Source organism: Clostridium sp. AM58-1XD, assembly GCF_003464085.1.
In the GTDB taxonomy this organism is placed as follows: Bacteria; Bacillota; Clostridia; order Lachnospirales; family Lachnospiraceae; genus Lachnoclostridium_A.
Map to the genome: position 1 here is coordinate 70761 of NZ_QSDR01000007.1, position 13916 is coordinate 84676.

The following is a 13916-nucleotide window of genomic DNA, read 5'->3' on the forward strand; positions in this document are numbered from 1 at the left end:
ATCATTTAGAGGTTTTGGGTTCATCACGATTATGATGCTCCTGCTTTTCATGGCGATTGTTCTGCCGAGCAAGATGTTCGTGGAGAGAATGAGCAGCAAGGAACTCGTGGAGAAGCTGGACAGCGGAAACGTTGTTAGCGTTACGATCAGACCGAACAGAGAGACGCCCACGGGAGAAGTGGTGCTGAGCATGAAAGGACAAAAGGATGAGTATTCCGCATACGTTTCTGATGTCCGTGAAATAGAAGAAATGCTGAAGACACAAGATATCGATTATACGATGGAAAATGTTCCACAGGAAAGTTATATGATGACGGTTATTCTTCCTGTAGTCCTTACCGGAATCGTATTTGTCGGAATTTTTGTGTTTATGAACATGAGAGCCGGGGGCGGCGGTACAAATGCAAAAATGATGAATTTTGGCAAGAGCCGGGCCCGCATGACTCGTGAAAGTAGCGTGAATTTCAGCAAAGTAGCGGGCCTCAGGAGGAAAAAGAAGAATTAGAGGAGATCGTGGATTTCCTTAAAAACCCCCAGAAATATACGAGCGTAGGGGCGAGAATCCCGAAGGGACTGATTCTTGTAGGCCCTCCTGGTACAGGAAAGACTCTTTTAGCGAAAGCAGTGGCAGGAGAGGCGGGAGTTCCATTCTTCAGCATATCCGGTTCTGATTTTGTTGAGATGTTCGTCGGAGTCGGCGCTTCCCGTGTCCGTGACCTTTTTGAGGATGCGAAGAAGAATGCGCCATGTATTGTATTTATTGATGAGATCGATGCCGTAGCCCGCCGCAGAGGAACCGGCATGGGCGGAGGCCACGACGAGAGAGAGCAGACGCTGAATCAGCTTCTGGTAGAGATGGATGGCTTTGGAGTCAACGAAGGAATTATCGTTATGGCGGCTACAAATAGAGTGGATATTCTGGACCCGGCAATTCTTCGTCCGGGAAGGTTTGACAGAAAGGTTGCCGTCGGCCGTCCGGATGTAAAGGGCAGAGAAGAAATCCTGGCCGTTCATTCAGGAGAAAAGCCGCTTGCGGAGGATGTAAATCTGAAGCGTGTGGCACAGACGACCTCCGGATTTACCGGTGCGGATCTGGAAAATCTGATGAATGAGGCCGCAATTCTGGCTGCAAAGACAGGAAGGAAATTTATTAAGCAGGAAGATATAGACCGTGCGTTCGTTAAGGTAGGGATAGGCGCTGAAAAGAGAAGTAAGGTGATTTCCGAAAAGGAAAAGAAGATTACAGCTTATCATGAGGCCGGCCATGCGATTTTATTCCATGTCCTTCCGGATGTAGGGCCGGTTCATACCATTTCCATCATTCCAACTGGAATGGGAGCAGCCGGTTACACCATGCCGCTTCCGGAAAAGGATGAAATATTCAATTCCAAAAATAAGATGCTGCAGAATATCATGGTAGCATTGGGCGGAAGAATTGCAGAGGAAATGATTTTCGGCGATGTGACGACAGGCGCTTCTCAGGATATCAAACAGGCCACAGCTACTGCAAGGGCTATGGTGACACAGTATGGAATGTCGGAAAAGATCGGTATGATCAATTACGGCAGTGATGACGATGAGGTATTTATCGGCCGTGACCTGGCTCATACAAAGAGTTACGGAGAGCGTGTGGCCAGTGAAATCGACAGCGAAGTGAAACGGATTATCGATGAGTGTTACGATAAGGCCAGGAAAATTATACAGGAGCATGAAGATGTCCTTCATGCCTGCTGCAGCCTTTTGATTGAGAAGGAAAAGATAGGACAGGAGGAATTTGAGGGCCTGTTTTCGAAGGAAATGTAAAGGTTTTATTTATTTTTTATAGGGGTTTGGAAGGACATAAGAAAGAGCGAGGGATATTTGCATAAAAAATAATTTAAAATCACATGAAGTTTGTGCACACTTATTTTTGTACATGTGATACTATAATTAACGTAAACCCCCCCCCAATACATTATATAGTTTTTGCTACACCCCATAAGAAACGAAATACCTTCTCCTAAAAGAGCCGGCTACCCCGCCGGCTCTTTTACTTTTCTTTTTGGAAAAGCTTTTGAGGGTGTATAAACCGGGAATGAACAGGCAAGAGTTGCAGGAGAAGCAGTAAATATCAGAGGGATTTGAAAGCCCAGGATGTCCGTACAGGCTGGGAGGAAGGGGCAAGTTTTTTGTTTTTATGTTGTATATTTTTGTTTAATCGTATAGAATAAAAGTAGTATGATCGGAAAATTATCGATGAAAAGGAAAATAAAGCATGGATTATTTGGCTCCAGAATTAATTAGGGATGCATTGTTTACAGATGAGACAGATGATTACAGAATACCGGCTGAGCCGGATCCGGGAGATACTGTGATCATCCGGTTCAGAACGGCAAAAAATAATGCAGATGGGGTCTTTTATATTGAAGGTATAGATGCGAAAAAGAGCGAAATGAAGAAGGCCGAATCAGATGAGCTGTTTGATTATTATGAGCTTGCGATTCTCATCGGGGACGAGCCGGTTAATTATTTCTTTCAGGTGGTAAGAGAAAAGGAAGTCTGTTATTACAACCGCCTGGGCATTACAACAGATATACAGAACTGTTATGACTTTCGCATTACACCAGGGTTCCATACGCCGGAATGGGCAAAAGGAGCTGTAATATATCAGATCTACGTAGATAGATTTTGCCGTGGGGACCACTTTAACGACGTGGACACAAATGAATATATCTATATTGGCAATCCGGTAACCAGAGTTTCTGACTGGAAAGAGTATCCGCAGGACATGGATGTTGCCAGATTCTACGGTGGAGATCTCCAGGGGGTATGGGACAAACTGGACTATCTTCAGACGCTGGGAGTAGAAGTTATTTATTTTAATCCGCTTTTTGTATCGCCGTCAAACCATAAATATGACTGTCAGGATTATGATTATATTGATCCCCATATTGGCGTCATCGTAAATGACGGAGGCAGCAGGCTGAATGATGGAGAAAAGGATAATACCAAGGCCAGCAGATATATCCTGCGTACGACCAATAGGAGAAATCTGGAGGCGAGCAACGCATTTTTTGCCCGTCTGGTACAGGAAATTCATTTACGCGGCATGCGGGTAATTATTGATGGTGTGTTTAATCATTGCGGGTCGTTTAACAAATGGCTGGACCGGGAACGGATTTATGAAAAATCAGGTATTTATGAGCCGGGAGCTTATACGGACAAGGACAGCCCATACCATACGTTCTTTAAGTTTTTCAGTGATGAATGGCCATATAACAAAAATTATGACGGCTGGTGGGGTCATGACACTCTGCCCAAACTGAATTACGAGGAATCGCCCAAGCTATACGAATACGTAATGAACATTGCAAGAAAATGGGTTTCTCCTCCATATAATGTGGATGGCTGGAGACTGGATGTAGCGGCTGACTTGGGTCATAGCAGTGAGTTCAACCACAGGTTCTGGCGTGATTTCAGAAAAGTTGTAAAAGAAGCGAATCCGGAAGCAATCATACTGGCGGAACATTACGGCGATCCGGCCAGCTGGCTCCAGGGAGACCAGTGGGATACGGTGATGAATTACGATGCATTTATGGAACCGATATCGTGGTTTCTCACCGGTATGGAAAAACACAGCGACGAATACAATGAATATCTGGATGGAAACGGAGAAAATTTCTTCAGCTCCATGGCATATAATATGAGCCGAATGCAGACGCCGTCCCTGCAGACAGCTATGAACGAACTGTCAAATCATGACCACTCCCGCTTTTTGACAAGGACGAACCGAAAGGTGGGCCGCATTGCTACGGCCGGTCCTGAGGCAGCAGCAGAGGGAATTAATCCTGCTGTTTTCAGAGAAGCCGTTCTGATCCAGATGACCTGGCCGGGCGCTCCCACGATCTATTATGGGGATGAAGCCGGAATGTGCGGATGGACCGATCCGGATAACAGGCGTACGTATCCGTGGGGTGAAGAAGATCCGGAGCTTGTGGATTACCACACCTATCTGATAGGGATACACAAGAGGAACAGCGCCTTGAGAAAAGGATCTGTCAAGCCACTGCTGGCGGGCAAGAATTTGATTGCCTATGGCAGAATGTATGGGGATGAACGCTGTGTGATCATAATTAATAATGCGAAGGATGACCAGGATATCAGAATACCAGTCTGGCAGCTGGGCATAACTGATAAGCATTTTATAACCAGGCGGGTCTGTTCATATCCGTATGGCTATAATGTAGGGCATTTGGAAAGACACATTAAAAACGGATTTTTTGAGATCAGTATGAGTGGATACAGCGCGGTATTGTACTGCTGTAATCTGAAGACAGACAGAATTGTACAGGAAGAGCAGCTTGAGAAGGAAGAAGGGCAGTAAGACCGGGCCGGAAATGACCGCGGAATTCTGCTTTACCGGAAAGAAGCTGAGACCAGAACAGAATCAAGGATTCCAGCTGGTCTCAGCTTCTTTCATTTCAGGAGGGCTGAATTGTTGCTAAAAAATTGAGGAAAAGTGCTTGATTTTTTGCGTTTGCTATGATAAACTAACTCATGCTTATCATATATGGATGGGTTCCCGAGTGGCCAAAGGGGGCAGACTGTAAATCTGTTAGCGACGCTTTCGGTGGTTCGAATCCACCTCCATCCATTTATGCCGGCGTGGCGGAACTGGCAGACGCACAGGACTTAAAATCCTGCGGGACTTATCCTCCCGTACCGGTTCGATTCCGGTCGCCGGCATTTAACAACCGTAAACAGACAAACTGTTTGCGGTCTTTTTGTTTTTGGGGAAAGTCCGTCTTAAAATCAAAACGCACCATAAGGCGATCTGGAATGATCTGGAAGGAAAAAAAACTTGCCTTATAAAGGGGAAGGCGTTAAGATAGTTACTATAAAAGCCTCATTACGAGACGGGGAGGCAGAGAAAGGCGGAGGTTTTAATGAAAAAGAAATTAATGATACTTGCGGCCGCCGGTTGCATGACACTGGCAATGACCATTCCTGCATTTGCAGGAGAATGGCAGCAGAATGGATCCGGATGGTGGTATGATAACGGGGACGGTACATATCCGGCAGAGTGCTGGAAGTGGATTGATGGGGACGGAGACGGAACGGCAGAATGTTATTATTTCGATAAAGAAGGTTATATGCTTTCGGGAGTTACAACTCCGGACGGCAAACAGGTCAATGAAAGCGGAAAATGGATACAGGAAGGCGTAGTTCAGACAAAGGACAGCACAAGCGTGCAGGATCAGAGCGTAGCTTTAGCCTCTCTGGAACCTGCCAGCGTAGCTTATTTTGTATATCTTCCGGATACAATTACGGATGCCGCGGGAAATACATATACGAAGCCGTTTGCTATTAACTGCAGGGAAGACAGGGGAAGCTGCTACTGCATGTACGACAATAACGGTTATACCCGCCTGAGAGCAGATAAGGTCGCCCTGGCAAAAGGCAGCGTTGGAGAAATTGCTCAGGAGGTGGTTCTGGATATCTATGACGCGAAGTCAAATAAGCTGCTTTACAGCACTACGGTGACGCCCCAGACAGAGGGGGAAGCATTTGACGTGGATATAGTCGGCCATGCCAGGATTAAGCTGGCTGCGCGTGTGACATCAGATCAGGGAGATTCTGCATACGTAATCTTGGAAAATCTTCGTTTTGCAAAATAAGATTGTGGATTGCGGGACGTTGAAGACATAGATGGATGATGTGAGGAATATATAAAAAACCGCTGCAAAAGCTGTTATTCAGCTGTATGCAGCGGTTTTTCATGTCTTTCCAGTGGAGCATATGGGATTCGAACCCACGACCTCAACAATGCGAATGTTGCGCGCTCCCAACTGCGCTAATGCCCCATATCCATATGGAACTAATGGAAGCAACGGGGCTCGAACCCGTGACCTTTCGCGTGTGAGGCGAACGCTCATCCCAGCTGAGCTATGCTTCCGTATTTTTAATTATATCACCATTGCAGAAAAAATAAATAGATATTAATAAAAAAATTCAGACTTTCTTTAAATGAGAAGAATGGTTATGAACCACAAGAGAGGAAAAGAAAATGAAAGTAAGACGGCCTGATTATTTTAAGGATTTTTGCTGTACTGGATCAGACTGCAGCGATAACTGCTGTATTGGATGGGAAATTGATATTGACATGGAGACTATGGAGCGTTATAGAAAGGCGGAGGGAATGTTCGGCAGACGACTTCACAATTCAATATCGTCGGATGATGAGCCGCATTTTATTCTGAAAAACGAACGATGCCCCTTTCTGAATAAAGAAAATCTCTGCGATATCATCGTGACCATGGGAAATGACAGCATCTGCGAGATATGCAGGGAACATCCGCGTTATTATGAATGGTTCGGGTATTTGAAAGAGGCTGGACTGGGACTGTGCTGTGAAGAAGCAGCCAGGCTGATGCTCCAGAACAGGACGCCTCTTGCCTTTGAAGAAACAGAGGAATCAGAAGAAGAGGGGGATGAAGAGCTTCTGGATGAACCGGAATTGCTGGAGGCTTTGTACGAGGCGAGAGAAAACGTATTCTGGATTCTTCAGGACAGAAGCAGAAACCTGTGGGAACGTTTTGAAATCGTCTTGTCTTTGGCAACAGAGCTTCAGGTAATTCTGGATGAAAACGATTCTGGAGAAAAAACAGAGAAAATGATTAGAATGGTTTCCGCCTCATTTCGAAATACAGAGCACAGGAGAAGCTGGTTCGGAAAAAGTGATCTGCCGTTTCAGGAAGGAAAAGGGAACCAAAAGGAGCAGAGAGTGCGAGGGATCCGGACATTGCTGAAGTTTTATGAGGGGATGGAGGCCATTGATGAAAATTGGACGAAAAGACTGAGAGACCTGGAGAACAGGCTTCCGGCCCTGCTGGATCAGGAATTCAGTTTCAGAAAATATTACGAAGACTTTCTGTATGAATATGAACATTTGGCCGTGTATTTTATTTATCGCTATTTTTTGAAATCGTATTACGACAGGGATGTTATTTCAAAAGCCGGGATGGCTGCCGTCAGTTGTCTTGTCATATGGATAACAGGAATTTATACATGGATGGAAACAGGAGAGTTTTCGCTGAAAGAGCAGATTCGGGTGGTAAAAGATTATTCGAGGGAGGTGGAATACAGCACTGAAAATATGGAACGCCTGGAAGAGGCATTCTGGACCGATGAAAGTTTTCGCGACGCATTTTTTAAAATAATTGCGCCGTTATAAAAAAAATATGTTATACTAGAGTGTGTGGATGTCTGTAGACATCCATTTCATCATTATGTAAGAAAGGATGGCAAACGTATGGCATTTAAACCTTATGAACATAAGACTCAGTATTATGAGACAGATCAAATGGGGATCATTCATCACAGCAATTATATCCGATGGTTTGAAGAGGCCAGGACAGATATGATGGATCAGATGGGCATGGGATACGACACGATGGAAGCTCAGGGAATTATCATTCCCGTATTGTCTGTTCAGTGTGAATATAAATCCATGACGCATTTTGGTGAAACGGTTCAGGTACTTCCAATAGTACGCGAATATAATGGTATCCGTATGACAATCGAATATACGGTTATGGACAAGGAGACGGGGGAACTGCGCTGTGTAGGGCAGACGCGCCACTGTTTCCTTACGAAAGACGGCAAGCCTGTCTCTCTTAAGAAAAAGTATTTTCTCGTAGATGATCTGTTCCGCAGGTGCAGTGAGGCAGAAGAATAAAATTTTATAAGTAGATATCGGCTGTGTTGAGGATGAAGTATACCGTACGTGGTATTATATGAGCTCCGATGCCGGATTTCATTTAAAGGCAGCGGTCAAACTGTTAAATGAAATCTGGTTCGGAGCCGTACCTGCTTCTTTTTACACGACTTTCATATCTTATAAAGCAGGCGGTGTTTTCGTTTGTAACAAATAATAGTGATCTACAGGATAAGTGCGGAACTGGTTGCGGCGGCTGGAACGTCAGGTCAGGCCGATTTTTGTCTGCTTTAATGAAGCGTGGGATTGAGCGAAATAAAAATATAAAAAAATTGAGAAAAGGTCCTTGACAATTTTAAAGTTTTCCTGTAAAATTGTCCATGTTGTTGCGGAAGACAGCAGTCGATTGAGGAGCTGCCGCAAGGCGATGTCCTTTGCAAAATGTCTAAAAGCATTTGCCCAGATAGCTCAGTTGGTAGAGCAGAGGACTGAAAATCCTCGTGTCGCTGGTTCGATTCCGGCTTTGGGCACTGTAAATCAGCAAATTGCGTTGATTTTCTAAAGTAATAATATCTGCGGGTGTAGTTCAATGGTAGAACACCAGCCTTCCAAGCTGGATACGTGGGTTCGATTCCCATCACCCGCTTTGGTGAAATATTCACCTGACAATTAAATATGTTTGATTTTATGCGCGAGTGGCTCAGGGGTGGAGCACCACCTTGCCAAGGTGGGGGCCGCGGGTTCGAATCCCGTCTCGCGCTCTTTCATAGGCTGAAATTTCCTTGACTTACAAGGGATTTCAGCCTTTTGTGTAATCGCTTCGGGCATCCATGGTCTTCGCCGTTATTGTAAGGTTTTACAGGCAGTTCAGGAAGATCTTTCCACGTAAATCTTATGTTGTTTTTTTAAAGTAAGAAGACTTTTTAAAAGATATGTGATATAATAGTTCATAGATTTGACACAAAATCCGTTTGGCATATTTTGCATCGACTACAGGGATTTGATGAGGGACAATGAAAGATAAGAGATCGGGAAAGGAATTTTAAAAAATGGCTGTTGATAATACGTTTATAATAAAAAAGATTCAGAAGATGGATGGCTTCTATACAGCGTTTTCGCCGCTGACAAGGATGCCCTTCGTGGAGTGTGATCAGGAGACTTTAGATGATCAGGTCTATGTATTCGCCACGGAAGAGGGGGTACGCAGTTTTGCAAAGGAAAAGGAGGAGCAGAAGATTCCGGTTCAGCCCTTTAAGATACCAAAGGAGCAGATGAAGGGATTCCTGACAAGCCTGTATGCGCTGGCTGCCAATGCTGTCGTTTTCAACGACGAGACAGGGGTGACAAGGCTGGAAGTAGATCAGCTGGTTCCGAAGCCGGATATGGAAAAACTCAGCAAGGAGAAAATTCCGGTGCTGAATCCTACGCTTACATTGACGGTGCTCTATTTTGTCCAGGAACTTCGCAGGCCGGGAGAACATGATGTGGCTAGGCTGAGAGAACTGGAAGAAGAAATGGTTGTAAATCTTATAAAATCTCGTTTTATTCTGGCTCTTGAGGACTCGGAGAAAGGGGAGGACGGCACGGCAAACCTGCGCATTCCTTTCATGAAGACGAAAGAGGGAGATTTGTATCAGCCAATTTGTTCTGATTTTGCGGAGTTCCGTAAATATGCAGGTGCAAATGCCCAGAATTACAGAGTATCAAATCTTTACTTTGCGGATTTGGAGCGGATGCTGGCGAAAGAGGCTAAGGGTTATGTGGTGAATCCCGCCGGTTTTAACCTTGTTCTTTCGAGAGAACAGATACAGAAGGTTTCAAAGGAATATAATGTAGGAAAAGCTGAGAATAAAACAGAGGAAAAATAAATAATTAATTTAGACTTCGCACATGGATGACAGCAGGTAAATTCATGTGCGAATTTTTTATTTTATTAAGAAAAAACGTCCTATGAAACAAAAAACGTTTGTTAAAGAATCGAATGGTTGGAGGCCGGTATATGAATTGGCATTTTAAATGTGGAGGATTATCAGGATGCGTTATTTTAATTTCAGCATTATTAAGCGCCTGTAACAGAGAGGTGAAAACAGATGAATTCAAAAATACCACATATACTCTTGAAGAAGAGTATATAAAGGTTGATGCAGATACCGGGATTCGATATGTAGACAATGTTCTTCTTGTCTATTTTGAGCCGGGGATAGAGGATAGCGACAAAAAGGATATTATTCATTCCGTAGGCGGAAAGATCGTTGGTTTTATCCCTCAATGGACTATTATCAGATTGAGATTGAGGAATCCGATTTAGAGACGCTTAAAAAAACTTCGCGTCAATTAATGGAGCACGATGAAGTGATGTTTGTCTCATACGATATGGTAAACGAAATGTCAGGGAGCAGCCCTGGCGGTTATTCTGTAGAAAAAGGAGTGATAAATGATGAAATTGAACGTAACAGCTGGTGGAGAGAGGCGATTGAATTAGAGTCTGCCTGGGAATATGAAGAATATTTTAGTGAAATAGATGTAGGAATTATAGATGGATTTTTTGACGATGAACATCCAAATCTAGACCTGACTGTTTTAAATGAAGAAAATAACAATGAAGGGAAAAAAGCGGACAGTTCAACAGGGGAATTAAATCATGGAACTTCTGTAGCGGGAGTCATTGGCGCAAAACGTTCAAACGGTATTCAGATCAGAGGAGTTGCTGAAAATGCCGATCTGTATTGTTATAGCTTTGCCTACGTCGTTAAAATGCCGGACAATGGGGGAGAAAAAATAAAATTTGAAAAATCGTCTGATAGGATATCGGTCTTATGGAATATTGTTGCGAATTCAGATTCAAAAATACTTAATCTGTCGCTAGGTTACACTGGTGAAGAAATAGGTAAGAATATATGCGATGAACGAGCCAGACTATTTTCACTGTCGCTAGGTAAGCTGTTGGACTATTACCATGACTTCATTATTGTACAAAGCGCCGGAAATAAAGGGAGAGATGCCTTTTACACGATGGACTTCTGTTCTGTGAATGACGAGAATTGTATAGATTCTGTAGGTGAATTTTCTAAACAGGATATTTTGGACAGGATAATTGTCGTGGGCGCTGCGGAGCAGATTGATGAAGGATATCGTTTGTGTGAGGTGCGTACGGAAAAGGCTAAATGGCAATCCTGTTGGGGAGATCAAGTCGACATCGTAGCCCCGGGAAGGGATATTTATACGACCATAGGGACGACAAAAATAGAACGGAGTCAGGAAAATTACGGATATTTTGATGGTACGTCTGCTGCTGCTCCGGTAGTTAGCGGCGTTGCTGCTCTTGTCTGGTCGGTTAATCCGGGGCTGACGGGAGCTGAGGTGAGGGATATTGTCTGCAATAGTTATAATAAGCTGGTGGATGGTAATTCTTCATCTGTTGAAGCAGAGGGAAATCAGAAAAAGTATCATATGGTAAATGCCAGGCTGTCTGTAGAGAGAGCCCTGAACTACCATGGGAATTCCCAAGGGAATTTAAATAACAGGGGATTCATAGCGGGAGATCATAAGGACATTTATTTTACTCAAAATTCGGCAGTATGGCATATGGAAACCAAAAGTGGAAAGACCGAAAGAATCTACCTGGGGCCGTTGGAACGTTTGAATGTTATGCGAGGTTATCTATATGGCGTGGAGCGGGGAGAAAATACCTGTCGTTTAATTCGTATTTCCTTGAATTCTCTTAAAAAAGAAATACTGGCAGAAGAATCATATTTGGGGGATGTGATAACGGATTTAAAAAATATATATTATATCGCCGGAAATGATAATGTTACGAATGTGACACAGCCTCAGTATGGGTCTGCAGATTATATACATACGATTCAAAAGAATACTTCTCTTTACCGAATGAATTTAGATGGAAATAATAAAATAGAGTTAATTCCCAACATTGGGGAGATCAGCTCTTTCGCTATCTATAATAAAAAAATATACTGCCAGGAAGTATACAGATGGGGGTTTGCTGAAGGCTTTGATGCGATGCATAGCGTCTACAATTTAGACGGAGAGAAACTTCAGTCATTTGTTGCCGCCAGTTATTATAGTCTGGGATCAGGCCTTGATCCAAGCTATTATACAGTCGGTATTAATGGAAATGAAGAAGTCCGAAGAAGCAGTGACATGTTAGCGGGCAATTTTATATTTGATAATAAAATGTTATATATGAGCGATGAGACGGGAAGCGGCGAAATTACCTCCCTTTTGTCATGTGTAGAATTGGATGATATCGGTAATGAATGGAACATTGACAGTATATTGTTGGAAGAAGCGTACATGACTCCTTCTGTAATCGACGAAGGTACGATTTACTATTGTGGAGGAGCGGAATGCGACGATGCCTATTATCCGGTGCGTTATCATGATTATGGATTATATAAAATGGATCTGGATGGGACAAAGAAAGCAGTGCCTCTTTATACATTTTCTAATGACAGAGAAGCAGTTCCTAAAGCGGGGTGGTCGATCAGCGTAGTTGGAGAGTGGGTTTATTTTAAGGGGCCGATAAATGGGGATGAACAGCCGGAGATTTTATACAGAATAAGAAAAGACGGCAGTGAGCTGCAGAAGATCGGATGATCAATCGTTTTCGATCGGATAAAAAGAAAAGAAAAATACCGCCAATACCAGATGGAGCGACTTGGCTGTCGCTTTGGAGCTGGTATTGGCGGTGTTTCTGGTTTTGCCTTTATGGCATCCTCATTTCACGTTCAAATTCAACTTGCATAAAATTACCGGCCGGAGAAAAATGAAGCTCTGGCGATCAGCTCCTGTGCGGTGGGGTATGTCAGGGACTCGTCGATTTTTTGGTCCGCTTCCATTAGGGCGAAAATGCGGGGCTGTCCATGGACGGTGCGGGGCCGTATGGCGCGTTTGGGAAGGCTGGAATCGGCCTCATAAAGGGTCATGGAAGGGTGATCGGCAATCTTTTCCTTCAGCTGTATGTAGTACATGAGAAGATCTGTGGCGTTTTCTTCAGGAATGATCTCCTTTAAAAGAGTCTGTACGGCCTCTTTCTGGCTGTCACCAAAGGGGAAAATTTTTCTGACGTATTCCTGATATTCCCGCTCTCTTTCTTCTTTTGATTTTATAGTGATTCCGAACATATTGGGCATAATTGAAATCTCCTCTCAGACACGCTTATTTCATAGAAACCTGTAATGCTATTATAACTATATTTCCTACGAAAAGCAAAGAAAAACGGGACATTTGCAGTACAAACGGGACTCTTGGGCTGTTATTTACCTCCTAATACGATGGATATATCAGAAATGCAATATATATTTGACATTTTGTAAATAATATATTATAATATGTCATATAGATAGTGAATGAAAGGTAATGAAACTAAAATGTAAACGGCAGTCATCATGCCGTTGAAAAGAGGTGGAGGAACTGAAGAATCTAAAGCTCAAGGCGGCCGGGCCTCGATGGATTTGTCGCAGGAGCAGCTGGCAGAACTTGTTGGAGTGACGAGGCAGACGATTGGAATGATAGAAGCCGGCAAGTATAATCCGACTTTGAATCTCTGTATCGCGATATGCAGAGCTCTTCATAAGACGCTGGACGAATTGTTTTGGGAAGAATAAACCGTATAGGAGGTACAGGTATGAAGGATGAAAGACTGAAACAGGAGATGAATATCATATATAGTGAGATGGCGCGGCTGATGATCGTTGCTTCCGTGATATCCTATCTGGTAAAATTTTTACTTTTTCATAAAGGGCTGGAAGATTGTATACTGGAGTATATTATTATGATCGGTTCTCCTATTTACATGCAGATTCGGGCCAGAGCCCGGGAAGTTAGTTTTGCGGCAGAAAAGATGACGGCGAAAAAAACGGCTATGACCATTTTTATAGTATGCGCGGCTGTTATCAGCGTCTCGATAGCGGGGATGGCGCTGAGAGGCGGCCAGGCCGATCTGAATAAGTGGCTGACTTTTATTGCTGTATATATTACGCTGTTTGTGGTGGTTTTTATTGTGACGCAGAGAGCAGAGGGACGAAGAAAGGACAGAATGGAAAAAGAGTATGACGATCCGGATTCGAAATAACGGCGGCGGGTCCATAGAGACGGGAACGCCGGTAACAAATGTGTAAATGTATGAAAATGTGCTAAATCGCAGTGATAAAATGATACGATAAAATGCGAAGATAAAATATAGAAAAGGCCGTCTCCG

At 43.6% G+C, this 13916-nt stretch carries 10 protein-coding genes, 7 tRNA genes and 1 pseudogene; 15 read left to right on the forward strand and 3 right to left on the reverse strand.

Annotated features, from left to right (window positions below; all coding sequences use genetic code 11):
• Window positions 1-49: 49 nt before the first annotated feature.
• From ftsH to DXA13_RS05790, 5 genes and pseudogenes are all read left to right on the forward strand, one after another.
• Window positions 50-1803, forward strand: a pseudogene (gene ftsH / locus DXA13_RS05770) (ATP-dependent zinc metalloprotease FtsH).
• Window positions 1804-2254: 451 nt separating this feature from the next.
• Window positions 2255-4363 (forward strand): glycoside hydrolase family 13 protein, encoded by a 2109-nt coding sequence (locus DXA13_RS05775; RefSeq protein WP_118242371.1) that lies wholly within the window; start codon window positions 2255-2257, stop codon window positions 4361-4363.
• 188 nt (window positions 4364-4551) lie between these two features.
• Window positions 4552-4633, forward strand: a tRNA-Tyr gene (locus DXA13_RS05780).
• Window positions 4634-4638: 5 nt separating this feature from the next.
• Window positions 4639-4725, forward strand: a tRNA-Leu gene (locus DXA13_RS05785).
• 200 nt (window positions 4726-4925) lie between these two features.
• Window positions 4926-5657, forward strand: a complete 732-nt coding sequence (locus tag DXA13_RS05790; protein ID WP_118242373.1) for a hypothetical protein — start codon at window positions 4926-4928, stop codon at window positions 5655-5657.
• 113 nt (window positions 5658-5770) lie between these two features.
• Here DXA13_RS05790 and DXA13_RS05795 read toward each other — a convergent pair.
• Window positions 5771-5843: transfer RNA gene (locus DXA13_RS05795), tRNA-Ala, on the reverse strand.
• 18 nt (window positions 5844-5861) lie between these two features.
• Window positions 5862-5935, reverse strand: a tRNA-Val gene (locus DXA13_RS05800).
• Between the two features lie 111 nt (window positions 5936-6046).
• Here DXA13_RS05800 and fliB point away from each other — a divergent pair.
• The 8 genes from fliB to DXA13_RS05840 all read left to right on the forward strand — a co-directional run bounded on the left by fliB (window position 6047) and on the right by DXA13_RS05840 (window position 12313).
• Window positions 6047-7213 carry a flagellin lysine-N-methylase gene (gene fliB, locus DXA13_RS05805; RefSeq protein WP_118242375.1) on the forward strand — a complete coding sequence of 389 codons (1167 nt, stop codon included), beginning with the start codon at window positions 6047-6049 and terminating at the stop codon, window positions 7211-7213.
• 78 nt (window positions 7214-7291) lie between these two features.
• Window positions 7292-7717: an acyl-CoA thioesterase gene (locus DXA13_RS05810; protein WP_118242377.1), complete on the forward strand. Its 426-nt coding sequence runs from the start codon at window positions 7292-7294 to the stop codon at window positions 7715-7717.
• 436 nt (window positions 7718-8153) lie between these two features.
• Window positions 8154-8226, forward strand: a tRNA-Phe gene (locus DXA13_RS05815).
• A gap of 45 nt (window positions 8227-8271) precedes the next feature.
• Window positions 8272-8342, forward strand: a tRNA-Gly gene (locus DXA13_RS05820).
• 43 nt (window positions 8343-8385) lie between these two features.
• Window positions 8386-8457 (forward strand) — tRNA-Gly (locus DXA13_RS05825).
• Between the two features lie 288 nt (window positions 8458-8745).
• Window positions 8746-9564 (forward strand): SseB family protein, encoded by an 819-nt coding sequence (locus DXA13_RS05830; protein WP_118242379.1) that lies wholly within the window; start codon window positions 8746-8748, stop codon window positions 9562-9564.
• A gap of 131 nt (window positions 9565-9695) precedes the next feature.
• A complete protein-coding gene (locus tag DXA13_RS05835) occupies window positions 9696-10004 on the forward strand; it encodes a hypothetical protein (RefSeq protein ID WP_118242381.1) in 309 nt (102 codons plus the stop codon).
• Complete coding sequence (locus DXA13_RS05840; protein ID WP_118242383.1) at window positions 9965-12313, forward strand: S8 family serine peptidase; 2349 nt, start codon at window positions 9965-9967, stop codon at window positions 12311-12313. Before DXA13_RS05835 ends, DXA13_RS05840 begins: the two co-directional genes overlap by 40 nt.
• 152 nt (window positions 12314-12465) lie before the next feature.
• Here DXA13_RS05840 and DXA13_RS05845 read toward each other — a convergent pair whose 3' ends face one another.
• Complete coding sequence (locus DXA13_RS05845) at window positions 12466-12849, reverse strand: hypothetical protein (RefSeq protein ID WP_118242385.1); 384 nt, start codon at window positions 12847-12849, stop codon at window positions 12466-12468.
• 315 nt (window positions 12850-13164) lie between these two features.
• Between DXA13_RS05845 and DXA13_RS05850 the strand changes: the two genes are divergently transcribed.
• Entirely contained in the window at window positions 13165-13323 is a 159-nt protein-coding gene (locus tag DXA13_RS05850; protein WP_243008997.1) for a helix-turn-helix transcriptional regulator, read from the forward strand.
• Window positions 13324-13343: 20 nt separating this feature from the next.
• Window positions 13344-13790: a DUF6773 family protein gene (locus DXA13_RS05855; protein ID WP_118242390.1), complete on the forward strand. Its 447-nt coding sequence runs from the start codon at window positions 13344-13346 to the stop codon at window positions 13788-13790.
• The last annotated feature ends 126 nt before the right edge of the window (window positions 13791-13916 follow it).

Bases quoted from the DNA above. Each gene is read 5' to 3' on its own strand.
- DXA13_RS05775 (WP_118242371.1), top strand. From the start codon at position 2,255: ATGGATTATTTGGCTCCAGAATTAATTAGGGATGCATTGTTTACAGAT.
- DXA13_RS05790 (WP_118242373.1), top strand. From the start codon at position 4,926: ATGAAAAAGAAATTAATGATACTTGCGGCCGCCGGTTGCATGACACTG.
- fliB (WP_118242375.1), top strand. From the start codon at position 6,047: ATGAAAGTAAGACGGCCTGATTATTTTAAGGATTTTTGCTGTACTGGA.
- DXA13_RS05810 (WP_118242377.1), top strand. From the start codon at position 7,292: ATGGCATTTAAACCTTATGAACATAAGACTCAGTATTATGAGACAGAT.
- DXA13_RS05830 (WP_118242379.1), top strand. From the start codon at position 8,746: ATGGCTGTTGATAATACGTTTATAATAAAAAAGATTCAGAAGATGGAT.
- DXA13_RS05835 (WP_118242381.1), top strand. From the start codon at position 9,696: ATGAATTGGCATTTTAAATGTGGAGGATTATCAGGATGCGTTATTTTA.
- DXA13_RS05840 (WP_118242383.1), top strand. From the start codon at position 9,965: ATGGACTATTATCAGATTGAGATTGAGGAATCCGATTTAGAGACGCTT.
- DXA13_RS05845 (WP_118242385.1), bottom strand. From the start codon at position 12,849: ATGCCCAATATGTTCGGAATCACTATAAAATCAAAAGAAGAAAGAGAG.
- DXA13_RS05850 (WP_243008997.1), top strand. From the start codon at position 13,165: ATGGATTTGTCGCAGGAGCAGCTGGCAGAACTTGTTGGAGTGACGAGG.
- DXA13_RS05855 (WP_118242390.1), top strand. From the start codon at position 13,344: ATGAAGGATGAAAGACTGAAACAGGAGATGAATATCATATATAGTGAG.